The organism is Klebsiella michiganensis, assembly GCA_000963575.1.
Classification (GTDB): Bacteria; Pseudomonadota; Gammaproteobacteria; order Enterobacterales; family Enterobacteriaceae; genus Cedecea; species Cedecea michiganensis_A.
On record CP011077.1, the window covers coordinates 779,187 to 804,694 of the forward strand.

The 25,508-nt window shown below is 56.5% G+C and carries 22 protein-coding genes; 9 read left to right on the forward strand and 13 right to left on the reverse strand.

Going from position 1 to position 25,508, the window contains the following annotated elements; all coding sequences use genetic code 11:
- Positions 1 to 32 precede the first annotated feature (32 nt).
- On the forward strand, positions 33 to 1,283 hold the full coding sequence (locus tag VW41_03675) for a hypothetical protein (protein ID AJZ88212.1): 1,251 nt from the start codon (positions 33 to 35) through the stop codon (positions 1,281 to 1,283).
- Positions 1,284 to 1,367: 84 nt separating this feature from the next.
- Here the strand turns inward: VW41_03675 and VW41_03680 are convergent, their stop codons facing one another.
- The 9 genes from VW41_03680 to VW41_03720 form a co-directional block, all read right to left on the reverse strand.
- Positions 1,368 to 1,748 carry an aspartate decarboxylase gene (locus tag VW41_03680; protein ID AJZ88213.1) on the reverse strand — a complete coding sequence of 127 codons (381 nt, stop codon included), beginning with the start codon at positions 1,746 to 1,748 and terminating at the stop codon, positions 1,368 to 1,370.
- Between the two features lie 92 nt (positions 1,749 to 1,840).
- Entirely contained in the window at positions 1,841 to 2,695 is an 855-nt protein-coding gene (gene panC, locus VW41_03685; GenBank protein ID AJZ88214.1) for a pantoate--beta-alanine ligase, read from the reverse strand.
- A gap of 13 nt (positions 2,696 to 2,708) precedes the next feature.
- Positions 2,709 to 3,503 (reverse strand): 3-methyl-2-oxobutanoate hydroxymethyltransferase, encoded by a 795-nt coding sequence (panB, locus tag VW41_03690; GenBank protein ID AJZ88215.1) that lies wholly within the window; start codon positions 3,501 to 3,503, stop codon positions 2,709 to 2,711.
- Between the two features lie 44 nt (positions 3,504 to 3,547).
- Positions 3,548 to 4,027, reverse strand: a complete 480-nt coding sequence (locus VW41_03695) for a 2-amino-4-hydroxy-6-hydroxymethyldihydropteridine pyrophosphokinase (GenBank protein AJZ88216.1) — start codon at positions 4,025 to 4,027, stop codon at positions 3,548 to 3,550.
- The gene (pcnB, locus tag VW41_03700) at positions 4,024 to 5,370 is read right to left on the reverse strand and encodes a poly(A) polymerase I (GenBank protein ID AJZ91842.1); all 1,347 of its coding nucleotides are present in this window, start codon (positions 5,368 to 5,370) and stop codon (positions 4,024 to 4,026) included. The genes VW41_03695 and pcnB overlap by 4 nt, the downstream gene beginning before the upstream one ends.
- 110 nt (positions 5,371 to 5,480) lie before the next feature.
- Positions 5,481 to 6,365: a glutamyl-Q tRNA(Asp) ligase gene (locus VW41_03705; protein AJZ88217.1), complete on the reverse strand. Its 885-nt coding sequence runs from the start codon at positions 6,363 to 6,365 to the stop codon at positions 5,481 to 5,483.
- Between the two features lie 70 nt (positions 6,366 to 6,435).
- Positions 6,436 to 6,891, reverse strand: coding sequence for an RNA polymerase-binding transcription factor (gene dksA / locus VW41_03710; GenBank protein ID AJZ88218.1), 456 nt, complete (start codon positions 6,889 to 6,891; stop codon positions 6,436 to 6,438).
- Between the two features lie 191 nt (positions 6,892 to 7,082).
- A complete protein-coding gene (locus VW41_03715) occupies positions 7,083 to 7,787 on the reverse strand; it encodes a transcriptional regulator (GenBank protein ID AJZ88219.1) in 705 nt (234 codons plus the stop codon).
- Positions 7,788 to 8,327 carry a 2'-5' RNA ligase gene (locus VW41_03720; protein AJZ88220.1) on the reverse strand — a complete coding sequence of 180 codons (540 nt, stop codon included), beginning with the start codon at positions 8,325 to 8,327 and terminating at the stop codon, positions 7,788 to 7,790.
- A 73-nt stretch (positions 8,328 to 8,400) separates the two neighbouring features.
- Here VW41_03720 and VW41_03725 point away from each other — a divergent pair, with 73 nt between their 5' ends.
- The 6 genes from VW41_03725 (at position 8,401) to VW41_03750 (ending at position 19,905) form a co-directional block, all read left to right on the forward strand.
- The gene (locus tag VW41_03725; protein AJZ91843.1) at positions 8,401 to 10,836 is read left to right on the forward strand and encodes an ATP-dependent helicase HrpB; all 2,436 of its coding nucleotides are present in this window, start codon (positions 8,401 to 8,403) and stop codon (positions 10,834 to 10,836) included.
- 173 nt (positions 10,837 to 11,009) lie between these two features.
- The gene (mrcB, locus tag VW41_03730) at positions 11,010 to 13,556 is read left to right on the forward strand and encodes a bifunctional glycosyl transferase/transpeptidase (protein ID AJZ88221.1); all 2,547 of its coding nucleotides are present in this window, start codon (positions 11,010 to 11,012) and stop codon (positions 13,554 to 13,556) included.
- Between the two features lie 420 nt (positions 13,557 to 13,976).
- The gene (locus VW41_03735) at positions 13,977 to 16,184 is read left to right on the forward strand and encodes a ferrichrome transporter (GenBank protein AJZ88222.1); all 2,208 of its coding nucleotides are present in this window, start codon (positions 13,977 to 13,979) and stop codon (positions 16,182 to 16,184) included.
- A gap of 48 nt (positions 16,185 to 16,232) precedes the next feature.
- Complete coding sequence (locus VW41_03740) at positions 16,233 to 17,030, forward strand: iron-hydroxamate transporter ATP-binding subunit (protein ID AJZ88223.1); 798 nt, start codon at positions 16,233 to 16,235, stop codon at positions 17,028 to 17,030.
- Entirely contained in the window at positions 17,030 to 17,929 is a 900-nt protein-coding gene (locus tag VW41_03745; protein ID AJZ88224.1) for an iron-hydroxamate transporter substrate-binding subunit, read from the forward strand. The genes VW41_03740 and VW41_03745 overlap by 1 nt, the downstream gene beginning before the upstream one ends.
- Positions 17,926 to 19,905 carry an iron ABC transporter gene (locus VW41_03750; GenBank protein ID AJZ91844.1) on the forward strand — a complete coding sequence of 660 codons (1,980 nt, stop codon included), beginning with the start codon at positions 17,926 to 17,928 and terminating at the stop codon, positions 19,903 to 19,905. The genes VW41_03745 and VW41_03750 overlap by 4 nt, the downstream gene beginning before the upstream one ends.
- Before the next feature lie 96 nt (positions 19,906 to 20,001).
- Here VW41_03750 and VW41_03755 read toward each other — a convergent pair whose 3' ends face one another.
- Positions 20,002 to 21,282: a glutamate-1-semialdehyde aminotransferase gene (locus VW41_03755; protein AJZ88225.1), complete on the reverse strand. Its 1,281-nt coding sequence runs from the start codon at positions 21,280 to 21,282 to the stop codon at positions 20,002 to 20,004.
- A gap of 177 nt (positions 21,283 to 21,459) precedes the next feature.
- On the opposite strand from VW41_03755, the gene VW41_03760 reads away from it, so the two are divergent.
- A complete protein-coding gene (locus tag VW41_03760; protein AJZ88226.1) occupies positions 21,460 to 22,881 on the forward strand; it encodes a H(+)/Cl(-) exchange transporter ClcA in 1,422 nt (473 codons plus the stop codon).
- A gap of 80 nt (positions 22,882 to 22,961) precedes the next feature.
- On the forward strand, positions 22,962 to 23,306 hold the full coding sequence (locus VW41_03765) for an iron-sulfur cluster insertion protein ErpA (protein ID AJZ88227.1): 345 nt from the start codon (positions 22,962 to 22,964) through the stop codon (positions 23,304 to 23,306).
- Positions 23,307 to 23,356: 50 nt separating this feature from the next.
- Here the strand turns inward: VW41_03765 and VW41_03770 are convergent, their stop codons facing one another.
- The 3 genes from VW41_03770 to VW41_03780 are packed head-to-tail and all read right to left on the reverse strand — an operon-like array spanning position 23,357 to position 25,491.
- Entirely contained in the window at positions 23,357 to 23,977 is a 621-nt protein-coding gene (locus VW41_03770; protein ID AJZ88228.1) for a hypothetical protein, read from the reverse strand.
- Between the two features lie 22 nt (positions 23,978 to 23,999).
- Entirely contained in the window at positions 24,000 to 24,800 is an 801-nt protein-coding gene (locus VW41_03775) for a vitamin B12-transporter protein BtuF (protein AJZ88229.1), read from the reverse strand.
- Positions 24,793 to 25,491 carry a 5'-methylthioadenosine nucleosidase gene (locus VW41_03780; GenBank protein AJZ91845.1) on the reverse strand — a complete coding sequence of 233 codons (699 nt, stop codon included), beginning with the start codon at positions 25,489 to 25,491 and terminating at the stop codon, positions 24,793 to 24,795. Before VW41_03780 ends, VW41_03775 begins: the two co-directional genes overlap by 8 nt.
- Positions 25,492 to 25,508 lie beyond the last annotated feature (17 nt).

Sequence of the window (25,508 nt, forward strand, 5' to 3'; positions counted from 1 at the left end):
CCGTCTTTCCGACAAAAACTGATTAATTTGCCATGTTAACTCGCCTTGTTTATTGCGTGATGCTGGTCATCAGCATCGGGTCTGCCCAGGCTAGCCTGCTCAGTAGTCACGACACGCCAGCTCAGTATATGCAAACCACCGAAGATGCCGATATCTGGGCGCAGGTTGGGGATAGTGTGATTTCCGTTGGTCGTATTGGCCAGGGCCAAATCCTGGCGGTGGTGCCGACGCCGGCGGATTACTATGAGTTTAATTTTGGCTTCGGCACCGGGTTTATCGACAAGGCGCATCTTGGCCCGGTAAAGGGCAAGCAGCGAGTGGAAGACCGACTGGGCGATCTCAACAATCCGTTGAGTAACCAAAATTTGATCACCTTCCGCGATGTGGCTATCTATAGCGAGCCGGCAACTTCGTCAGCGGTGTTCGGCACGCTGGCAGATAATCTGCGTTACCCGATCATCGGCAAGCTGAGGGATCGCCTGAACCAGACCTGGTACCAGATCCGCATCGGCAATCGCCTGGGCTATATCAGCAGCCTGGATGCGCAGCCGGATAACGGCATTCCGGTTCTGACCTATCACCATATTCTGCGGGATGAGGAAAATACGCGTTTTCGCCATACGTCCACGACGACCTCGGTGGTCGCGTTCAGCAACCAGATGACCTGGCTGCGTGATATGGGCTACACCACGCTGACGATGTACCAGCTGGAAGGCTACGTGCGTAACCGTATGAACCTCCCGGCTCGCTCGGTGGTGATCACCTTTGATGACGGGCTGAAATCGGTCTATCGCTACGCATATCCGATTCTTAAGCAGTATGGCTTTAAAGCGACGGCATACATCATCTCGTCGCGCATCAAGCGCCATCCGCAGCCGTGGAATCCAAAGTCTCTGCAGTTTATGAGTATTTCTGAGCTGGAGGCGATTCAGAGCGTGTTCGATATTCAGTCCCACACGCATTTTCTGCATCGCGTGGATAACTACCGCCGCCCGATTCTTCTGAGCCGCAGCTACCACAATATCCTGTTTGATTTTGAGCACTCGCGCCGTGCGCTGTCACAGTTCAATCCGCACGTGCTGTATCTCTCTTATCCGTTCGGTGGCTATAACGATATTGCGGTGAAAGCGGCGAACGACGCCGGGTTCCATATGGCCGTAACCACGGTGCGCGGGAAGGTGAAACCGGGAGACAACCCGTTCTTGCTGAAGCGGCTTTATATTATGAGGACGGATTCGCTGGAGACGATGTCGAGGACGATTACCAATCAGCCTGAGTCGTAAGCTAGCTCTGGTTCCGTAAGGCGTGAACTCAAGTGGGGCTGGCGAATTTCCTCTCCCCGAAGGGGAGAGGTTTACAGCCAGAGGTTACGCGACCTGAACCGGGACGGCTTTCGCGAGACGCTTCATCTCATTCTCACCGTCAAAGTAGGCCACTTTCGGCTGCCAGCTACGCGCCTGCTCATCCGGCATGGTGACATAGCTGGCGATAATCAGAATGTCACCGACGTCAGCACAGTGTGCCGCCGCGCCGTTAACGGAGATGATTTTAGAGCCGCGCTCACCGGCGATAGCGTAGGTAGAGAAACGCTTCCCGTTGGTGACGTTGTAGATATCGATGGCTTCATATTCCAGAATGCCTGCCGCCTCAAGGAAGTCCTGATCGATGGCGCAGGAGCCTTCGTAATGCAAGTCCGCCTGAGTCACTTTGACGCGGTGTAACTTGCCTTGCAGCATGGTGCGAATCATAAACTTGAACCTTTGTTACTGGGCTTAAAAAGCGTGGGCATCACCCACGCCGTGGATATTCGAGGCAGTATTGCCCTTTTTATTTGGGCTGTCTACTGCGCCAGACTGACGGTGACGTTATCAATCAGCCGGGCCTGACCAAGCCAGGCTGCCATCAGGATCACCGCACTTTTGCTTTCTGCTGACAGCTCCAGCAGCGTGTCCGCATCGCGGATTTGCAGGTCATCTGAGCGGAAACCTTTCTCGTTCAGTTCGGTCGCCGCGAGAATCAGCATCTCTTCGGTATCACGATCGCCGCCGCGCAGTTTGTCGGCGAGACTGTTCATCACTTTGCTTAGGCCAGGGGCGATTTTACGCTGTTCTGCAGTCAGGTAGCCATTACGAGAGCTGAGCGCCAGGCCATCTTTCGCGCGCACGGTCGGCACGCCAATAATCTCAATGTCGTAACCCATATCGACGACCATTTTGCGGATCAGCGCTAGCTGCTGATAATCCTTCTGGCCAAAGCAGGCGACGTCAGGCTGAACGAGGTTGAACAGCTTGCTGACGATGGTGGATACGCCACGGAAATGCCCAGGGCGACTTGCGCCTTCCAGCATGGTGGAGATGCCCGGCACGTCGACAAAGGTTTGCGTGTCGAGACCCTGAGGGTAAACGTCAACCGGTGCCGGGGCAAAGACCATATCCACCTTGCGGCGGTTCAGCTTTTCGCAATCTTCCTGCAGGGTGCGCGGGTAGCGGGCTAAGTCGTCAGGTCTGTCAAACTGCATCGGGTTGACGAAAATACTGACCACCACCACATCAGCAACGGCTTTGGCTTCTTCAACCAGCGTCATATGCCCATCGTGCAGGTTGCCCATGGTCGGCACCAGGGCGATGCGTTTCCCTTCCTGGCGCCAGCGGCGAATCTGCTGACGCAGCAGCGGTAACGTTTCGATAATCAGCACAACCTATCTCCTGTCAGTAAAAACTGTGTTCGTTGCCCGGATAACTGCCGGATTCGACTTCACTCATGTACTGGCGCACCGCGGCGCGAATATCGCCGGTCTCAGCAAGGAAATTCTTCGCAAACTTAGGAATATGACCGCCAGTAATCCCGAACGCATCATGCATCACCAGGATTTGCCCGTCCGTGACGTTGCCCGCGCCGATGCCAATCACTGGGATAGAAAGCGCTTCGGTTACGCGCTTAGCCAGCTCAACGGGAACGCACTCCAGCACCAACAGTTGGGCGCCAGCGGCTTCCAGCGCCAGAGCATCGTCCAGCAGCGTTTGCGCGGCCTGTTCGTCACGGCCCTGAACTTTATAACCGCCAAAAATATTTACCGACTGCGGCGTTAACCCCAAATGACCACAAACCGGAACGGCGCGCTCCGTCAGCATTTTTACCGTGTCAGCCAGCCAGCGTCCGCCCTCGATTTTCACCATGTTAGCCCCGGCGCGCATCACCTCCGCGGCGTTGGCAAACGCCTGCTCCGGCGTGGCGTAGGCCATAAACGGCAGGTCGGCCAGCAGCAGGCAGCCTGGTGCGCCGCGGCGAACAGCGCGGGTGTGGTAGGCAATGTCTTCCACCGTGACCGGCAGCGTAGAGTCGTGGCCCTGAACCGTCATACCCAGCGAGTCGCCAACCAGCAAAACGCCGACGCCTTCGTCAGCAAACAGCTTAGCGAAGCTAAAGTCATAGGCGGTAAGGGTGGCGAATTTCTTTTTGTCCTGCTTGAGCTTACGCAGGGTGGAGGTGGTAGTGGGTTTCATCATCATCCCCGGAGAAAGGTTAGAACAGGATACGGGCGCGCTGTTTACCAGCGGGTGATGCCCTCCTGAGAGAGGCTAGCCAGTATCGCGGCAACAGATTGCCCGTCGGGAAAGCGGCATTCCGGTGCTATTTCCAGTAGAGGAACCAGCATAAACGCGCGGTTCTTCATGTCGTAGTGAGGCACGGTCAGGCGCTCGGTGTGTATCACCTCATCGCCAAACAGCATAAGATCGAGATCTAACGTTCGCGGCCCCCAGCGCTCTTCTTTGCGCACGCGGCCATGCTCAAGTTCAATACGCTGAGTATGATCCAGAAGGGCTTCGGCAGACAGGTCGGTGTCCAGCACCACGGCAGCATTCAGATAATCTGGCTGATCCTGCGGGCCTAGCGGGGGAGTGCGGTAAAACGAAGAGGTGGCCACCATTCGACTTTGTGGAATGGCGGCCAGGGCGTCAAGGGCAGAAGAGACCTGCTCCAGCGGTGACGCCTGGTTACTGCCCAGCGCGATATACGCGAGGGTCATGAATTACCTTCACGGCGTGGCGCACGTTTGCGCGGGCGACGCGTTCGGCGGCGAGCTGCAGGCTCATCGCCCAGGTCATTAAGCATATCTTTCTGCATTGGCGGCGCAGCCACCTGGAACTCGCCCCACCATTTGGTCAGACGCAGCAGCTCCTGATTGTTCTCGACTTCGGCGCGCAGTGCCAGCAGGTCGTAGGAAGCTCGGAATTTTGGATGCTCCATAAGCTTCCAGGCGCGTTTACCCTGGCGGCGGGACAGGCGAAGCTGCAGGCCCCAGATATCACGCACCAGCGTAGTAATACGTTTTGGAATCGCCAGCGCGCGGCAGGCTTCATCCAGTACCTCATTCATCGCCAGCGCAAAGGCGTCGTAGTATGCGAGGCCGCTTTCCTGGGCGATCTTTTGCGCCATTTCCAGCTGTGGATACCAGAACATCGCCGCAAACAGGAACGCCGGGTTCACGCGCATATCGTTGTGAATGCGGTTATCGGTGTTCTTCAGCACCAGCGCAATAATGCGCTCCATCGGGCTGTCGCCCTGCTCGGTGAAGTAGCGGGTGATGATCGGGAACAGCGGCTGGAAGAGCTGATATTCACGCAGCAACTGGTAGGTTTCAAACCCGTACCCGGCCTGCAGAAGTTTGAGCGACTCTTCAAAGAGACGCGCCGGTGGCACATCGTTGAGCAGCGTGGCGAGGCGAGGAATCGGTTCGCCGGTTTCCGGGCTGATGGTCATATTCAGCTTGGCGGCAAAGCGCACGGCGCGCAGCATTCGCACCGGATCTTCGCGGTAGCGCGTTTCCGGATCGCCAATCAGTCGAATAATCCCTTTGTTCAGGTCGTTCAGGCCGCCGACGTAATCCCGTACGGAGAAATCGGCCACGCTGTAGTAAAGACTGTTGATAGTGAAGTCGCGGCGCTGGGCATCTTCTTCGATAGAACCAAAGATGTTATCGCGCAGCAGCATGCCGTTCTGGCCACGCTGCGAGGTCTGACGGTCGGCAGACTGTTGCTCTTCATGATGGCCGCGGAAGGTGGCCACTTCGATGATTTCTGGCCCAAACATGACGTGAGCCAGACGGAAACGGCGGCCAACCAGGCGGCAGTTACGGAACAGTTTGCGAACTTGTTCTGGGGTCGCGCTGGTGGTGACGTCGAAATCTTTCGGTTTTTTGCCCAGCAGCAGGTCGCGGACGCCGCCGCCGACGAGGTAAGCCTCATAGCCTGCTTTGTTTAAACGGTAGAGCACCTTGAGGGCATTTTCACTGATATCTTTGCGGGAAATAGCGTGCTGGTCACGCGGGATAACAGTAATGTGCGGGAGAGTTTCGCTCTCCTCGACCACGACGTCATCGCGGTTAAGCACCTTGCGGCAAAAATTAGCGACTCGGGTAAAAATAGTCCACCTCGGCAGTGTCAATCATAGGGACAAAAAAAACAGCGGCTAATCATAGCTCAGTGTGGGGCATTTGAGAATGATGTATTCACCGGCACATTATTAAGCGACCAGTTCATTACGGCTTGCTCAAGCAGCCTTTCCAGCGTCAGATCCTGCCAGCCGTCCGCTACTTGTTGATTTAAAAAGCGCAACGCGTCAACCAGCATTGGGCGGGGATCGCCCTGCGGCAGCGCGGGGGCATGATTCTGCTTCGAAAGCTTGGAACCCTGCTCGTTAAGCGCCAGCGGCAGATGAATATAGCCGGGGACGGGCCAGCCAAACTGCCGGTACAGCGAGATTTGCCGCACCGTCGGCTCAATCAAGTCCGCGCCGCGGACTATTTCCGTCACGCCCTGAAAATGGTCATCCACGACGACAGCAAGATTATAGGCGAACAGGCCGTCGCGGCGGTGAATGATGAAATCTTCTCGCGCCAAAGCCTCATCGGCATGTAATTGCCCGCGCAGGCCGTCCTGGAAGCTCAGTACCGGGTTGTTTTGCACCAGACGCATCGCGGCGTTTTGTGGCCCGTTGCCAAGGGTTCTGCAATGCCCATCGTAGAAACCGCCGATCTGCTGGATACGGCTGCGGGTGCAGGTGCAGTAATAACTCAGCCCCTGCTGCTGTAGCCAGGCCAGCGCGGCGCGATAGGCATCCTGGCGATGAGATTGCCACAAAACGTCGCCATCCCAGTGCAGGCCGTAGTGTTCAAGCTGCTTGAGGATGGTGTCGGCGGCGCCGGGCACTTCACGGGGAGGATCGATATCTTCGATGCGTACCAGCCAGCGGCCCCGTAGAGCGCGAGCCTGAAGGTAGCTGCCGAGAGCGGCAATCAGTGAGCCAAAATGCAGTTCCCCGGAAGGTGAGGGAGCAAAACGGCCAATGTAGAGTTGAGCTGACATTTTTTGGGTGCAATAAAGTAATATGGCGGGAGAGTCTCCCGCCATAGAGGTCTGGCATTTCCGAGAGCCGTTAGCCGGCCATCTGTTTTTCGCGGATTTCTGCCAACGTTTTGCAGTCGATACACAAATCAGCGGTCGGACGTGCTTCAAGGCGACGAATGCCGATTTCTACACCGCAGGATTCGCAGTAGCCGAAATCTTCGTCTTCCACTTTCTTGAGCGTTTTTTCGATCTTTTTGATCAGTTTGCGTTCACGATCGCGGTTACGCAGTTCGAGGCTGAACTCTTCTTCCTGGGCCGCACGGTCAACCGGGTCCGGGAAGTTAGCCGCTTCATCCTGCATGTGCGAAACGGTGCGATCTACTTCATCCCTGAGCTGATTACGCCATGCTTCAAGAATAAGCTTGAAGTGCGACAGCTGGGCTTCGTTCATGTACTCTTCGCCCGTTTTCTCCTGGTATGGCTCCACCCCAGCGATGGCGAGAATACTCAGGGACGACGTTTTACGCTTTTGCCCTTCTTGCATGTTGCTTCTCCTTAACACGCACTTATCGGTCCCCTGTCGGGGTAAAATCAGGCCGCTATAAATAGCAGATGCTTTTCAGGTTGGCAATTATATAAACTCCTCTCTTGACAACCGTGTGAAGAAAAGCTTATTTGCGAAACGACCCGACTATAAAAAAGACAATACGTTATCTGTCCTTAACCAGATGCTGATCATAAATAGACAGGCAACGGCGTAGTTAGAGTCATCCCCTCGGCAGAAAGTTCTGCTTTCCAGGCGATAATTTCAACCCCACACTGCTGTGCCTCGGTTAACAGCCGCGCATACTTCTCATCAATGTGGCGAGCTGGCGAGACGCTATTTATAGCAGAATGTAAAACCGCAAACAGTAGCACCGCGCGCTCTCCTTGCTGAACCACATTCATCAATTCTCTTAAATGCTTTTGGCCGCGCAGGCTAACGGCATCGGGAAAATAACCTTTATCCTGCTCGAGCAACGTGACTGATTTCACTTCAATATAGCAGTTAACCTTGTTACTCGCTTGTAACATAAAGTCAATTCTGCTGCGTTCTTCACCGTATTTTACCTCGGCCTGAAGGCCGTCATAGCCCGCAAGTTCTGCCGGAGGTGAGGTCGTCAGCATCTCCTTGACCAGGGTGTTTGCCCGTAACGTATTGACGCAAATAATCTCATCTTTTTGCGTTTGAGTAAGCTCCCAGGTATGGGGGTATTTGCGCGTTGGGCTGGCGGACGTGGAGTACCAGACCGTATCACCTGGTGTGGCACAGCCGGTCATTGCGCCAGTATTGGGGCAATGCAGCGTCATGGTGTCGCCTTGGGCGGTCACCACGTCCGCCAGAAAGCGTTTATAGCGTTTAATCAGCGTGGCGGGCTGCAGCGCGGGTGAAAACTCCATTTACTCTTCCTTATTAGTCAGCGACCAGTGTTCCAGCGCCTGATAGCGGGTTCTGCCTTGTTCAAAAAGGGACTCGTACAGTGAAAATTCATTAACCTGAAATTGCCAGCTAAAGCCCGGTGCCGGGATTGCCACGGAACGTATTGCATTGCGATATAGCGTCACATGGGGATGAAACGGCTGCGGAGACTGATAGCAGCCGCTGCGTGCGGCCTGGGAGCGTAACATATTGGCCAACTGCAGCAGGCCGCGTGGCGCCTGGCGTGGCCCCAGCCACACGACGCTTGAGCGCAACCATTGCCCCGCATCGTCCAGGCGCAGCGTAAAGCCTGGCTGGCGAATTCTTCCCGCGAGGCGGCACAGGGCCTGGCGTTTTTCGTCGGAGACATCTCCTAAAAACGCCAGCGTGAGGTGCAAATTGGCCGCGGTTACCGGTCGGCCAGCATCCGCCGGGAACTGGGCTGCGCGCCAGTGAATAATTTGCTGCTGAACCTCGGACGGTAACGTCAGGGCAAAAAACAGGCGTCGATTTTCGGCCATGGTTGTCTCTCGGTTATGGTTTGGCAGGATGCTACAATGCGCGACTGCCGATGTTAACCCTTTGGAGCCGTTTGTGTCCTCATTACCGGTTGCGGCCGTACTGCCGGAAGTGCTGAAAGCGCTCGAGTACGCCCCGCAAGTTCTGCTCAATGCCCCTACCGGCGCAGGTAAATCTACCTGGCTCCCGCTGCAAATCCTTCAGCAAAGCCCGCTGGAAGGCCGCATTCTACTGCTTGAACCTCGTCGCCTTGCCGCCCGCAATGTTGCTCAGCGGCTGGCCGAATTATTGGGTGAAAAGCCGGGTGAAACCGTCGGTTACAGGATGCGCGCTGATAGCTGCGTGGGGCCAAATACCCGGCTTGAGGTGGTGACGGAAGGGATTTTAACCCGTCTGATCCAACAGGATCCTGAGCTTAACGGTATTGGGCTTGTGATCCTCGATGAGTTTCACGAGCGAAGCCTGCAGGCCGATCTCGCCCTGGCACTGTTGCTGGACGTGCAGGCCGGACTGCGCGATGACCTTAAGATCCTGATTATGTCTGCGACGCTGGATAATCACCGCCTGCGGCAATGTCTGCCGGATGCGCCGGTGATTATCTCTGAAGGCCGCGCCTTCCCGGTTGAGCGCCGCTACATGGGGCTGCCGGCGCATCAGCGCTTTGATGAAGCCGTTGCCGCCGCCGTGACTGGGCTGCTGCGTGAAGAGTCAGGATCGCTGCTGCTGTTTTTACCGGGTGTGGGTGAAATTCAGCGCGTGCAGGAGCAGCTTAAAGAGCGAGTGGCGAGCGATGTCCTGCTTTGCCCGCTGTACGGCGCTTTACCCCTGAGCGAGCAGCGGAGAGCAATTCTGCCCGCCGAGGCGGGAACGCGTAAGGTGGTGCTGGCGACTAACATTGCTGAGACCAGCTTGACCATTGAAGGCATTCGCCTGGTGGTTGATGCGGCGCAGGAACGCGTGGCTCGTTTTGACGCTCGTACCGGGCTGACCCGGCTGGTTACGCAACGCGTGAGCCAGGCATCAATGACCCAGCGCGCAGGACGTGCCGGACGCCTGGAGCCGGGTATTTGCCTGCATCTGATCGCCGCCGACCAGGCCGAACGCGCGGCGGCACAGAGCGAACCGGAAATATTACAAAGCGATTTATCCGGCCTGCTGCTGGAGCTGTTGCAGTGGGGGTGCCAGGACGTGCGTCAGCTCACCTGGCTTGATGTGCCGCCGGAGGTAAACCTCGCGGCGGCTCAGCGCCTCCTGCGCCAGTTAGGTGTCGTTGACGAGCAGCAACGCCTGACGGCAGAAGGGCAAAAAATGGCGCAAATGGGCAACGATCCGCGCCTGGCTTCCATGCTGGTGGCGGCCAAAACCCCGGATGAACAGGCCACTGCCGCGTGGCTGGCGGCTATCCTTGAGGAGCCTCCCCGCACTCAGGGGGGCGGGGATTTGCGGTCGCTTTTCGACAGCAGAAACGGTAACTGGCGGCAGCGCTCCGCTCAGTTACTGAAAAGAATGCATGCCCGCGGCGGAGAGCCGGATATCTCGTTAGTCATGCCGCTGCTGGCAAGCGGGTTTGCCGACCGTATCGCCCGGCGGCGCGGGGCTGAGGGCCGCTATCAGCTAGCCAACGGCATGGGCGCGATGCTGGAGCAGGATGACGCCATGACCCGGCATGAATGGCTGATAGCGCCTCTTTTGCTGCAGGGCAGCCAGTCGCCGGATGCCCGCATTTTGCTGGCGCTGCCGCTGGATATTGATGAGCTTGTCGCCCACGTCCCGCACTTGCTGACGGAAAGTGACTCGGTGGAGTGGGATGAAGAGCGGGGATCGCTCAAAGCGTACCGCCGCCGGCAAATTGGCAGACTGGTGGTGAAAACCCAGCTGTTAGCCAAGCCTTCCGAAGAGGAAATGCAGCGGGCGATTTTAAACGGTATTCGCGAGCGCGGGCTTGGGCTACTTGAGTGGTCCGTGCCGGCTCAGCAACTGCGGTTGCGCCTGGCCTGCGCCGCGCGCTGGCTGCCGGAGCAGAAATGGCCTGCCGTAGACGATGAGTCCCTGCTGGCAGCGCTCGAAGAATGGCTGCTGCCGGAAATGCACGGTGTGCATTCGCTACGTGCGTTGAAAAATATCGATCTTAGCCGGGCGCTTAGCAACTTGCTTGACTGGCCAATGCGTCAACGGCTGGATAGTGCCCTGCCAACTCATTACACTGTGCCGACCGGAAGCCAGATTGCGATTCGCTACGACAGCGAAAATCCGCCGGTGCTGGCGGTGCGTATCCAGGAAATGTTTGGTGAAGCACAGACGCCTTGCATCGCCGAGGGGCGCGTTCCGCTGGTGCTTGAGCTATTATCTCCGGCGCAGCGGCCGTTGCAGATCACCCGTGACTTAACGGCGTTCTGGAACGGTGCCTGGCGTGAAGTGCAGAAAGAGATGAAGGGGCGTTATCCGAAGCACGTCTGGCCGGATGACCCGGCGAATACTGCGCCGACGCGTCGGACGAAAAAGTATTCCTGAGGGCGCTGGCAAGGCTCCCTCACCCAGCCCTCTCCTAACGCGAGAGGGCGCAAACATGAAAAGACATTCTTGATAAGAATGTCTGGCTGTTTTTTTGAGAGATTTCTTCTTTCGCATTGCGCGGAAGAACGGAGAATCGGGCCTTTGCGCCTGAACTTTTGTGGAGAAGATGCATGGCGGGGAATGACCGCGAGCCTATTGGACGTAAAGGAAAACCAACGCGTCCGGCGAAAGAGAAGGTGAGCCGTCGTCGACTCAAGGAAGAGGAGTATGACGACGAGTACGAAGACGATGATTACGAGGACGAGGAATCCATGCCGCCACGTAAGGGAAAAGGTAAAGGGAAAGGCTCGGGCCGCCCGTCGAAAAAACGCCGTTTCTTCTGGCTTTTAGTGAAGCTGGCGATCATCTTCTTTGTGGTGCTGGTTATTTACGGCGTGTACCTCGATCAGCAGATCCGCAGCCGCATTGACGGCAAAGTCTGGCAGCTTCCGGCGGCGGTCTATGGCCGCATGGTAAACCTTGAGCCGGATATGCCTTACAGCAAAGCGGAGATGGTGAAGCTGCTGGAAGCGACACAGTACCGGCAGGTGTCGAGCATGACGCGTCCGGGCGAGTTCACCGTGCAGGGGAACAACATCGAGCTGATCCGCCGCCCGTTTGACTTCCCGGATGGTAAAGAAGGGCAGATTCGCGCGCGTCTGGTGTTTGACGGTGGCCATCTGGAATCTATCCAGAACATGGATAACAACCGCAGCTTCGGTATTTTCCGCCTCGACCCGCGCCTGATCACCATGCTTTCTTCGCCAAACGGCGAGCAGCGCCTGTTCGTGCCGCGTTCCGGCTTCCCGGATCTGCTGGTGGACACGCTGATTGCTACCGAAGACCGCCATTTCTACGAGCATGACGGGATCAGCATTTACTCCATTGGCCGCGCCGTTGTCGCTAACCTGACGGCCGGGCGAGCGGTGCAGGGCGGCAGTACGCTGACTCAGCAGCTGGTGAAGAACCTCTTCCTGAGCAACCAGCGCACGCTGTGGCGTAAAGCCAATGAAGCCTACATGGCGCTGATCATGGATGCCCGCTACGACAAAGATCGCATCCTTGAGCTGTATCTGAACGAGGTGTACCTTGGCCAGAGCGGCGACGATCAGATTCGTGGTTTCCCGTTGGCTAGCCTCTATTACTTCGGCCGTCCGGTGGAAGAGCTTAGCCTCGACCAGCAGGCACTGCTGGTGGGGATGGTAAAAGGCGCCTCGCTGTATAACCCGTGGCGTAATCCTAAGCTGGCGCTTGAACGTCGTAACCTGGTCCTGCGACTGCTGCAGGAACAGAAGGTTATCGATCAGGAGCTGTATGACATGCTGAGTGCGCGTCCTCTGGGCGTGCAGCCTCGCGGGGGCGTGATTTCTCCTCAGCCTGCCTTTATGCAGATGGTGCGTCAGGAGCTTCAGGACAAGCTGGGCGACAAGGTGAAAGACCTGTCCGGCGTGAAGATTTTCACCACCTTTGACTCCGTGTCTCAGGATGCGGCAGAAAAAGCGGTGACCGAAGGTGTGCCGGTGCTGCGTGCATCCCGTAAGCTGAACGATCTGGAAGCGGCTATGGTCATCGTTGACCGCTTTACCGGTGAAGTTCGCGCGGTCGTCGGCGGCGCAGAACCGCAGTTTGCGGGCTTTAACCGTGCGCTGCAGGCTCGCCGTTCCATTGGCTCGCTGGCAAAACCGGCGACTTATCTCACGGCGTTGAGCCAGCCGGATAAGTTCCGCCTGAACACCTGGCTTGCTGATGCCCCGATTGGTATCAAACTGTCGAATGGCCAGGTTTGGTCGCCGCAGAACGATAACCATCAATATAGCGGGCAGGTGATGCTGGTGGATGCGCTGACGCGCTCGATGAACGTGCCAACCGTAAACCTGGGGATGACGCTGGGCTTGCCGGCCATTACCGATACCTGGACTAAGCTGGGTGTACCAAAAGACCAGCTTAATCCGGTGCCGGCGATGATTCTGGGGGCGCTGAACCTGACGCCTATCCAGGTTGCGCAGGCGTTCCAGACTATTGCCAGCGGCGGTAACCGCGCCACGCTTTCCGCGTTGCGTTCGGTGATTGCTGAAGACGGCACCGTGCTGTATCAGAGCTTCCCACAGGCGGAACAGGCGGTGCCTGCGCAGGCAGCTTATCTGACGCTGTTTGGTATGCAGCAGGTAGTGGCTCGCGGTACGGGGCGTGCGCTGGGCGGGAAATACCCGAATCTGCATCTGGCCGGGAAAACCGGGACCACCAACAACAACGTGGATACCTGGTTTGCCGGGGTTGATGGCCGTGAAGTGACCATTACCTGGGTAGGGCGCGATAACAACCAGCCAACCAAGCTGTACGGTGCCAGCGGCGCAATGTCGCTGTACCAGCGTTATCTGTCAAACCAGTCCCCAATCCCGCTGGATCTGACCCAGCCGGAAGATATCGTGGATATGGGCGTCAACAGTGCAGGCTACTTTATGTGTAGCGGCGGCGGGGATCGTGTTCTGCCGGTCTGGACGACGAACCCGAGTGCGCTCTGCCAGCAAAGCCAGCAGGAAGAGCAGTCGGCTAACCCGTTCAGCCAGACGCCAGCAGGCCAGCAGCCGCAGCAACAACCGCAGCAGCAGCAACCCGCTCAGGAACAGAAAAGCGATGGCGTTGCAGGCTGGATTAAGGACATGTTCGGCAGTAATTAAGCCTCGCTTCACTCATAAACCTCTCCCTGAGCGGGAGAGGTTTGATGTTGCTGACAAAGAGGGAAAAAACGTGGTTTTTCTCTCTTTGTGATTATTAGCCGAAAATCAATGAATTGATTTTCCAGTTTTTTAACGAGTCGCCTGGTATTTATTTTTCGCCAGAGGCTTGTCAGCCGTCTGAGACCTCTCCCTGAGCGGGAGAGGTTTTTTTTCGCCTTTTTTACCCGCCAGTGCGCGTTCCTTATCTTAAATTTCACACCCGGATAACACCCTATAAACCATCAGGTTATTTCTTATTCTCTTAATCAATCTGAGGGTGTGAGGCGCTTGCTATGCAGTTAGCGTTTCGTCTATTATCCTGCGGGCATAATAATAATTATCGTTTACGTTATCATTTACCATTTCACCAGAGAAAATATCATGGCGCGTTCACTCCCTGGTCAGCCAGCCAAAAACCCTGTCCGTAAGCTTGCCCTGTTTGTGGCGGCGGCGGTGGGCACTGTCAGCGTTAACAGCTTCGCGGCGGACACCGGCACGACAAAAAAAGAAGACACTATTACCGTTTCAGCTACCGCAGTGCCTGCCGAAAGCGCATGGGGGCCATCGCCAACCATCGCCGCTAAACGCAGCGCCACGGCGACCAAAACCGATACCCCAATTGAAAAGACACCACAGTCTATTTCGGTGGTGACTCGTGAAGAGATGGATACCCGGCAACCTCAGACAGTGAAAGAGGCTCTTGATTACACGCCAAGCGTGTTTTCTACTCGTGGGAGTTCTTCAACTTACGACGTTGTATCTATTCGTGGTTTCACCACGTCTTCTACTGTAAATACGAACCAATATTTGGATGGAATGAAGCTGCAAGGAGATAACTACTCTGAAGCTTCTATGGACCCTTACTTCCTGGAACGTGTTGAACTGCTACGTGGCCCTGTTTCTGTACTTTATGGCAAAAGCCATCCTGGCGGCGTAGTTAGTATGGTTAGCAAACGCCCTACGACTGAGCCGTTGCACGAAATTCAATTTAAAATGGGTACCAACAACCTGTGGCAGACGGGTTTTGATTTCAGCGATGCGTTGGATGATAACGGTGAGTTCTCCTACCGTCTGACTGGATTGGGCCGTAGCCAAAATGCTCAGCAAGATATGGTTAAATCCAATCGCTATGCTATTGCTCCATCCTTTAGCTGGCGCCCTGATGACAAGACAGATTTCACTTTCCTGAGTAATTTCCAAAGCGACCCTAACGCGGGCTATTACGGCTGGCTTCCTCGTCAAGGAACTGTTGTTCCTTACGTGGATGCCAATGGCAACTCTCACAAATTACCAACCGATTTCAATGAAGGTGAAAGAGATAACAAAATGTCTCGTCGCCAGCAAATGGTTGGATATAGCTTTGCACACGAGTTCAACGATACGTGGACCGTTCGCCAGAATCTGCGCTACACACGCATCCATACGCTTTATGATTCCGTTTACGGAAATGGCTATATCGCACCAGGACAGATTAGCCGGGCTTACGTTCGTTCTGACGAAGACCTTAGTAATTTCTCAGTCGATACTCAGGCACAGGCTAAATTTGCCACAGGAAATGTTGACCATACTCTGCTAACCGGTGTGGATTACATGCGTATGCGTAACGACATTGATGCATTATACGGTTCTGCAAACCCACTCAACATGAGCAATCCGCAGTACGGCAATGCAAATGTTGTGGCTAACTTCCCTTATGCGGTCATTAACCGTCAGCAGCAGACTGGGCTTTACATGCAAGACCAGGCGGAATGGAACAAGTTCGTTCTGACGCTGGGGGGGAGATACGATTTTGCTAAAACTTCTACCTTTACTCGTTCCTCAGGAACTCTAGCCGAAGTTAGCGATAATCAGTTCACGTGGCGTGGTGGCCTAAATTATCTGTTTGATAATGGTATTTCTCCTTACGTTAGCTATAGCGAATCCTTTGAACCAGTTTCAGGCTCTACTAAACAAGGTAAGCCGTTTGACCCGTCTAAAGGTAAACAGTACGAAGCTGGCGTGAAATATGTACCAAAAGATATGCCAGTTACCGTCACCGCTGCCATTTACCAGCTGACGAAAGATAAAAACTTAACTGTAGATCCAAACGATAATGCCTTTAGTGTTCAGGGCGGAGAAATTCGTTCTCGTGGCTTTGAACTTGAAGCTAAAGCCGCTGTTAACGCAAATATCAATCTAACTGCCGCTTATACATATACTGATGCTGAATATACGCATGACACACTTTACCAAGGTAAACGTCCGGCAGAAGTTCCACGTAACATGGCCTCTCTTTGGGCTGATTACACCTTCCACGAAACTGCACTGAGCGGGTTCACCTTCGGGGCTGGTGCTCGTTATGTTGGGGCGACGTCGAGCTTTTACGCTTCTGGTCCACAGGTCAATAATACCTTTAACGTGCCAAGCTATACCGTTGCCGATGCTATGGTTAAGTATGATCTGGCTCGATTGGGTTTACCTGGTTCTTCCGTCGCTTTAAACGTCAACAACCTGTTCAACCGTGAGTATGTCTCAAGTTGCTATCGTGACTATGCATGCTATTGGGGCGCTGAGCGTCAGGTGGTTGCTACCGCGACCTTCCGTTTCTAACTTGTCTCCTGGGCACGGTTCGCCGTGCCCTTCACTAAGATGGCAACCATGCAGGATAAACAACTTCATCCCGACACGACTTTCAGCCTCACCGATGTCACGTTCCGCGTGCCAGGCCGCACGCTACTCCATCCGCTGTCTATCACCTTCCCGGTGGGCAAAGTCACTGGCCTGATTGGGCACAACGGTTCCGGTAAGTCGACGCTGCTGAAAATGCTGGGTCGCCACCAGAAGCCGTCGGACGGCGAGATCCTGCTTAACGCGCAGCCGCTGGATAGCTGGGGCAGCAAAGCCTTTGCCCGCCAGGTGGCCTATCTTCCCCAGCAGCTTCCTGCCGCTGAGGGTATGACGGTGCGTGAGCTGGTGGCGATTGGTCGCTATCCGTGGCATGGGGCGTTAGGGCGCTTTGGCGTGGCTGACCGTGAGCTGGTGGATGAGGCCATTAGCCTGGTGGGGCTGAAGCCGTTTGCGCATCGCCTGGTGGACAGTCTGTCCGGCGGCGAGCGTCAGCGGGCATGGATAGCCATGCTGGTGGCGCAGGATAGCCGCTGTCTGCTGCTGGATGAGCCAACTTCTGCGCTGGATATTGCCCATCAGGTGGACGTGCTGGCGCTGATTCACCGTCTTAGCCAGGAGCGCGGCCTGACGGTGGTTGCCGTTCTGCACGATATCAATATGGCTGCGCGGTATTGCGATAATCTGGTGGCACTGCGCGGCGGCGAAATGATTGCTCAGGGTACGCCGGATGCGTTAATGCAAAGCGATACGCTGGAGCATATCTACGGCATTCCGATGGGCATTCTGCCGCACCCGGCGGGGGCTGCGCCGGTGAGTTTTGTTTATTGATGAGCCGTATGAATGACTTTCTGTTGACCCGTCGCCGCCTTCTGGCGGCGATGGCGCTTTCACCGCTGCTGCTAAAATTACCTGCGGCGCAGGGGGCGGTGCCGGATGCAAAACGCATCATCGCCCTGGAGTGGTTGCCCGTTGAGCTGATGATGGCGCTCGGCGTAACGCCTATGGCCGTCGCCGACATTCCCAATTACCAAATCTGGGTGAACGAACCTAAGCTGCCGGAAGGGGTGATTGACGTTGGCCTGCGGACCGAACCTAACCTCGAGCTGATGGCACAGCTAAAACCGTCTCTGATTCTCTATTCCGCGGGCTACGGCCCTTCGCCAGAAAAAATCACCCGTATCGCGCCCGGACTGGGGTTCAATTTTAACGATGGCTCCGGCAAACCGCTGGAGATTGCGCGTAAATCGCTTATTCAGTTGGGGGATACGCTGGGTATGCCGCAGGCCGCCAGCCGGCATCTGGCTGAATTTGATGCATTCATTGCCAACATGAAACCCCGGTTTGCCGCGCGCGGCAACCGCCCGGTACTGCTGATGTCATTTTTGGATAATCGCCATGCGCTGGTGGTAGGCAAGCACAGTTTATTCGAGCAGGTGATGGATCTGCTGGGGGTAAAAAATGCCTGGCAAGAAGAGACGAACTTCTGGGGGACGGCGGTCGTCGGGATTGAACGCCTTGCGGCGATAAAAGACGCCGATGTGCTGTGCTTCGACCACAAAAACGAAGCGGTAGCCCGCCAGGTGGCGGCCACGCCGCTGTGGAAAGCAATGCCGTTTATCCGTCAGAACCGTTTTCAGCAAGTTCCTGCCGTCTGGCTTTATGGCACGACGATGTCGGCGATGCACTTTGCCCGCGTGCTGGACGATGGCCTGAGGAGCCTGGCCTGATGAGACGTCACGTTATTTTCCCTGCCAGCCTGCTGCTGGTTCTCTTTGTCTGTGCGCTTTGGCTGACGCTGCATAACATGAATGGTGTCTTGCCCTCCTCGCAGTGGCGCAGCGCCCTTGCCGGGCCGGACGTCGACAATGTTCCACAGATGCTGTTTCACTTCAGCCTGCTGCCGCGTCTCGCGATATCGCTTTTGGTGGGCGCCGGGCTGGGGCTTGTCGGCGTGTTGTTCCAGCAGGTGCTGCGAAATCCGCTGGCGGAGCCGACAACGCTTGGTGTTGCTAGCGGCGCTCAGCTTGGCGTCACGGTCGCCACGCTTTGGGTGCTTCCGCTGGCTGTCCAGCCGTTTGCGGCGCTGACAGGTGCCGCAGCGGTTGGCCTGCTTGTCTTCGGCGTTGCCTGGGGGAAGCGTATGTCACCGGTCACGCTGATTCTTGCGGGTCTGGTGCTGAGCCTTTATTGCGGGGCGGTCAACCAACTGTTGGCTATCTTCCACCATGACCAGCTCCAGAATATGTTCCTCTGGAGCACCGGGTCGCTCAATCAGCAGGACTGGAGCAGCGTTGAAAGCCTGTGGCCACGTTTGCTGGGCGGCCTGCTGTTAACGCTGCTGTTGCTGCGCCCGTTGACGCTGATGGGGCTGGACGATGGCGTGGCGCGTAATCTTGGCCTGGCACTTTCGCTGGTCAGGCTGGCGACGCTGGCGCTGGCGATTGCGATCAGCGCCCAGTTGGTTAATGCGGTCGGGATCGTCGGTTTTATCGGGCTGTTTGCGCCGCTGCTGGCAAAAATGCTGGGCGCCCGACGACTGGCTGCTCGTTTGTTCCTGGCCCCGCTAATTGGGGCGCTGATCCTCTGGCTGTCTGACCAGGTTGTGGTCTGGCTTTCCAGCGTGTGGGGCGAAGTCTCTACCGGGACGATCACCGCGCTTATTGGCGCACCTATCTTGCTGTGGCTGTTGCCGCGCCTGCGTACCAGTGGTGCGCCGTCCATGAGCGCCGGAGACCACGTTCAGGCTGAACGCCAGCGTGTATTGCTTTGGGTGGCGGCAGGTTTTGGCATTCTGCTGCTGGTAATTGCCGCCGCGCTGGCGCTGGGGCGTGATGCTCATGGCTGGCGATGGCTAAGTGGCGCACTCTTTGATGATGTCTTGCCCTGGCGCTGGCCACGCGTCATGGCTGCTTTGACCGCGGGCGTCATGCTGGCGGTTGCGGGCTGTCTGATCCAGCGGTTAACCGGCAACGCAATGGCAAGCCCGGAAGTGTTGGGCATTAGCTCCGGGGCGGCTTTCGGTGTCGTGCTGATGCTGTTTATTGTGCCGGGGAATGCGTTTGTCTGGCTGCTGCCAGCAGGCAGTCTTGGGGCGGCGGTAACGCTGCTTATCATCATGATTGCTGCCGGGCGAGGCGGTTTTTCTCCTCAGCGTATGCTGCTGGCCGGGATGGCGCTCAGCACCGCCTTTACCATGTTGCTGATGATGCTGATGGCGAGCGGGGATCCGCGTATGGCGACGCTGCTGACCTGGATTTCTGGCTCTACCTACAACGTCACCGGCGAGCAGGCGGTCAGAACCCTGGCAGTTATGCTTGCTCTGTTAGCCATCACGCCGCTGCTGCGCCGCTGGCTGGTGATTTTGCCGCTGGGTGGGGCCACTGCACGGGCGGTGGGAATGGCGTTAACGCCATCGCGCTTTGCGCTGCTGTTGCTGGCGGCAACGCTTACCGCCACGGCAACGTTAATCGTCGGCCCGCTGAGCTTTGTCGGGCTGATGGCGCCGCATATTGCGCGTATGCTTGGGTTCCGCCGGGCAATGCCGCAGATAGCAATGGCCGGGATTTTTGGCGGGATGTTAATGATTCTGGCTGACTGGTGCGGCAGGATGATTTTGTTCCCGAATCAGGTGCCGGCGGGGCTGCTGGCGACGTTTATCGGTGCGCCTTATTTCGTTTATTTGCTGAGAAAGCAGGGGCGCTAACCCCTTCCCTGAACCCTCTTCCCACAGGGAAGAGGGGATTGCATTGAGCATAAATCAGCTATTTTCCCCCTCACCCTGCCTGGGTGAGGGAAAAGATTACAGCTTCGCGAACACGCGGCGCGCGGCGTCGATGGTTCGCTGAATATCTTCCTTGCTATGTGCCACGGACATAAAGCCTGCCTCAAACGCTGACGGCGCAAGGTATACGCCTTCTTCCAGCATCAGGTGGAAGAAGCGCTTGAAGCGCTCAACGTCGCACGCAACCACGTCTTTATAGCAGGTCACGGTTTCGGCATCGGTAAAGAACAGGCCGAACATGCCGCCGACGTTATTCACCACCAGCGGGATGTGCTCTGCTTTCGCTGCATTCAGCAGGCCATTAGCCAGCATTTCCGTCAGTTCGGTCAGGGTCTGGTGAATGCCAGGCTGCGATACTTCGGTCAGGCAGGCGAAGCCAGCCGCCATAGCGATAGGGTTACCGGACAGCGTACCCGCCTGGTAAACCGGGCCGGTTGGGGCCAGCGCGTCCATGATTTCACGGCGGCCACCGAAGGCGCCGACCGGCATCCCGCCGCCGATGATTTTACCGAGGCAGGTCAGGTCTGGCTCTACGTCGTAGTAAGACTGAGCGCCCGCCAGCGCCACGCGGAAGCCGGTCATCACTTCATCAATGATCAGCAGCGCACCGAATTCGTCGCACAGCGTGCGCAGACCCGGCAAGAAGTCCGCGTGCGGAGGGATACAGTTCATGTTGCCCGCGACGGGTTCAACGATGATACAGGCCACATCCTGAGGATATTGCTCAAAGGCTTCGCGCACGGAGGCCAGATCGTTATAGGTGCAGGTCAGCGTGTGCTTCGCAAAGTCGGCCGGTACGCCCGGAGAGTTCGGCTGGCCGAGGGTCAGTGCGCCGGAACCGGCTTTAACCAGCAGGCAGTCTGCGTGGCCGTGGTAGCAGCCTTCGAATTTAATGATTTTGTCCCGGCCCGTGTAGCCGCGGGCAAGCCGGATAGCGCTCATGGTGGCTTCGGTGCCGGAGTTCACCATACGAACCATGTCCATGGTTGGCACCAGCTCGGTAACCAGCTCCGCCATTTTCACTTCCATCTCAGTGGGCGCGCCAAAGCTCAGGCCGCGCTCAACGGCTTCGATGACCGCATTGCGAATCGCCGGGTGGTTGTGGCCGAGTACCATTGGGCCCCATGAGCCAACGTAATCGATATAGGCTTTACCGTCTGCGTCATACAGGTAAGCCCCGTCCGCACGCTCGATAAACAGAGGCACCCCGCCTACGCCGGTAAAGGCGCGTACCGGAGAGTTAACGCCGCCGGGAATGACCTGGCGGGCTGCGGCGTACAGGTTTTCAGACTTACTCATGAATCGGCTCCTGATTCGTGGAAATGGTGACAGCGGGCTATTCTATGTGAAACCTGCCCCGCGTTGAAATATTTGCCCAAATCAAACGTTACGGTTTATTAGCTAATTTAATAAGACGAAGGTCTTTTCTGTGGGTAAAATGCCCGCCTTATTTGTATGACTAAACGGTTCGAACCCATGAATTTAGCCCATAATTCTCTCGATCAGGCGCAAAGCGTCAAACAGCGTCGCGGGGCTATTCTGCGCCGCCTGATTGGCCAGGATAAAATGCCGCTAATGATTTTACTGATGGCCGCGGTGGTAGGCACTCTGGCGGGCCTGGTCGGCGTGGCGTTTGAAAAATCGGTTAATTGGGTGCTTCAGCACCGCATCGGTATGCTGGCACAGGTCGCGGACAGCGCCTGGCTGGTGTGGCCGCTGGCGTTTATCAGTTCGGCGCTGCTGGCGATGGTGGGTTACTTTCTGGTACGCCGTTTTGCGCCTGAAGCCGGTGGTTCGGGCATTCCTGAAATCGAAGGGGCGCTGGAAGATTTGCGGCCCGTGCGCTGGTGGCGTGTGATCCCGGTGAAGTTCATTGGCGGGATGGGCACGCTCGGCGCGGGAATGGTACTGGGGCGCGAAGGGCCGACCGTTCAGCTTGGCGGCAATATAGGGCGAATGGTGACGGACATCTTCCGCATGAAAGGTGCTGAAGCCCGTCATTCGCTGCTGGCAACCGGTGCTGCTGCCGGGCTATCTGCGGCGTTTAATGCGCCTCTGGCCGGGATCCTGTTTATCATCGAAGAGATGCGCACCCAGTTCCGCTACAACCTGATTTCGATAAAAGCAGTGTTTATCGGGGTGATCATGTCGAGCATCGTGTTCCGTATCTTCAATACCGAAACGACGGTGATTCAGGTCGGCAAGCTGGCGGATGCGCCGGTCAACACGCTGTGGTTGTATCTGATCCTCGGCATGATCTTTGGCATTGTCGGCGTGGTGTTTAACCGGCTGGTGATCGGCGCTCAGGATATGTTCCAGCGCATTCACGGCGGCAATATTAAGAAGTGGGTGCTGATCGGTGGGCTCATTGGCGGGCTTTGTGGCGTACTGGGGCTTATCCAGCAGGCGGCATCCGGCGGCGGATTTAGCCTTATCCCGATTGCGGCCGTGGGGAATTACACCATCGGCATGCTGTTGTTCCTGTTCGTGGCCCGCGTCATCACCACTTTGCTCTGTTTTTCCTCCGGCGCACCGGGCGGTATTTTTGCCCCGATGCTGGCGCTGGGTACGCTGCTTGGCACGGCATTTGGTACGGCTTGTGCGGCCTGGTTCCCTGCGTATCATCTGGATATGGGCACCTTTGCGATTGCGGGAATGGGGGCGCTGCTCGCGGCCTCACTGCGCGCTCCGTTAACGGCTATCGTGCTGGTGCTTGAGATGACGGATAATTACCAGCTCATTCTGCCAATGATTATCACCTGCCTTGGGGCGACACTGTTGGCACAATTTCTGGGCGGGAAACCGCTATACTCGGTGATTCTGGCAAGAACCCTGGCAAAACAAGAAGCTGAGAAAGCGCGAGCGGGCGAGCAGGCTTCCGCCGGGCAGAATACTTGAACGAATTACTCGGGTATTAGATAATGCCGCAAAAGTGCGGGTTGTTTTCTGCCCGACTTGTTAATTGTTGGGAGCAAAAAATGAGTGATGACGTAGCGCTGCCGCTGCAGTTTACCGAAGCAGCAGCCAATAAAGTGAAAAGTCTGATTGCAGACGAAGAGAACCCTAATCTGAAACTTCGCGTCTATATCACCGGTGGTGGTTGCAGCGGCTTCCAGTATGGCTTTACCTTTGACGACCAGATCAACGACGGCGACATGACCATCGAGAAGCAGGGCGTTGCTCTGGTTGTGGATCCGATGAGCCTGCAATATCTGGTCGGTGGCGCGGTGGATTACAGCGAAGGCCTGGAAGGCTCCCGCTTCGTGGTGACTAACCCGAACGCGAAAAGCACCTGCGGGTGCGGTTCCTCCTTCAGCATCTGATGAGTTGCTGAAATAAAAAAGCCGCGTTTGATACGCGGCTTTTTTTATCGCTATTGTCGGTCAGTTAGCGCAAAGGTCGGCAGTTTTAGATGCCAGCGGATGGCCGCGAGGCGAATCGCCAGCGTAACCACCATACCAATCATGCTGGCTTGCTCGAGTGGAACGTTAAAGGTGTGATAGGCCGTCGCGTGAACAATGCCGCCGATAATACAGGCGGTGGCGTAAATCTCGGTACGCAGAATCATCGGGACTTCACGGGCCAGTACGTCACGAATAATCCCCCCACCTACGCCGGTCACAACGCCCATGCAAATCGCCACTAGCGGGCTGGCATGCGCCAGAAACGCTTTATTGACGCCGATACCAACAAACACCGCCAGGCCGACGGCATCCAACACGGGAAGCACCCATTTAGGTAAACGTCGCGGCTGGCGCACCAGGACTATAGTCAGCATGCAGGTCACCATGGCGACCACAAGGTCCGTGGGATCTTTCACCCAGAATACCGGACCGTTGGCCAACGCCATATCGCGGATCGTTCCTCCGCCTACCGCGGTAACCACCCCAAGAACCAGCACGCCAAAGGGATCCATCCGCAGCTTCCCGGCCAACAAAACGCCGGAAATAGCGAACACGGCGGTACCGACAATATCCAGCCAATAGACCAGCATTTATGACCCTCAGAGCGTGACGTTAAGCTTTCGCCAGCTCTTCGCAGAGCTGTTTTGCGGCGAGGATAATACGCGGGCCTGAGCGAGTAAACCAGTCATCATTCACGGCAATAACCGGAACTTTCAACTGATTACTCCAGAACTGCTGTACCGACGGAATATTGCTCGCATCGCCCGAAATAATAATAGCCTGTGGCTGGCGCGTCAGAACCTGTTCGCGACTGACCTGCGGCCAGGGAACCCGGCTGTCGGCAAAAATATTGCGGCCACCGCAAAGCTCAACCACTTCGTTCTGAATGGAATCTTTGCTGGTAGTAAACAGTGGCTGCTGGCTGAACTGGAGGAACACTTTTTTGCTTTGGCTATGGCCGTAGCGAGCTTTTAGCGCGGCGAACTCGCTGGAGAGTGTGTCAGCCGCTTTGATTGCCTTTTCGGGCGTGGGGCTTAGCGGCGCGAGCTGGCGCAGTGCGGCCTCAACGTCGGCGACGCTTTTAGGATCGAGCCAGATGACCTTAATGCCCAGCGAAACCAGTTGGTTCACCTGCCTGTCCGGGTTACCTCCGCGCCAGGCAAGTACTGCGTCCGGTTTCAGGGCGACAATGCGCTCGAAATTCACGCCCTGCCAGTTAGCTAACTGTTCAATCTGTTTTGCCTGTGGCGGGTAATCAGAGTAAGCGCTCACCGCAACCGGAGTGATACCGGCCGCGAACGCCAGTTCAGTATTTGCGGGGGAGAGCGAGATAACCCTAGGCGCCGCAAAAAGCAGCGCCGGGAGGCAAAGGAGCAGGGCAACACCCCCGCGCCATGAGGCGAACTTAGCCACGAGCCAGATGCTGAACCAGTTTTTCCACCATCAGGGTGGATTGTTTCGCGGCAACGGCCAGGAACTCTTCAAAGCTCAGGTGAGATTGCTGATCGGCCACGTCGGAGATGGCGCGCACAACCACAAACGGCGTGTTGAAGTTTTGGCATACGTGACCGATGGCCGTCGCTTCCATTTCAACCGCAACCGCCTGCGGGAAGTTGTGGCGAATTTTTGCCAGCGCTACGGAGCCGTTAATAAACGCATCGCCGCTGACGATCAGGCCGCGAACCGCGTGCAGATCAAGCTCTTTAATGCAGGTTTCTGCTGCCTCGATAAGCTTTTTATCGGCAACAAAAGCCGCCGGGCAGCCCGCCATCTGGCCATACTCGTAACCGAAAGCGGTGACATCGGCGTCGTGATAACGCACTTCATCGGACACCACGATATCGCCCACTTTCAGCGTTGGCGCCAGGCCACCGGCTGAACCAGTATTGATTATCACGTCCGGTTTGCAGTGTTCCAGCAGCAGCGTAGCACCCATGGCCGCGGAAACTTTGCCGATGCCGGACTTCAGCAGCGCCACTTCAACGCCGTTCAGCGTCCCGGTATAAATTTCGCAACCGGCGATGCTCAGAGTGTGACGGTTTTCGATTTTGTCACGCAGCAGCGTAACTTCTTCTTCCATTGCACCAATAATGCCTGCTTTCATAGAGATACTCGCTAATG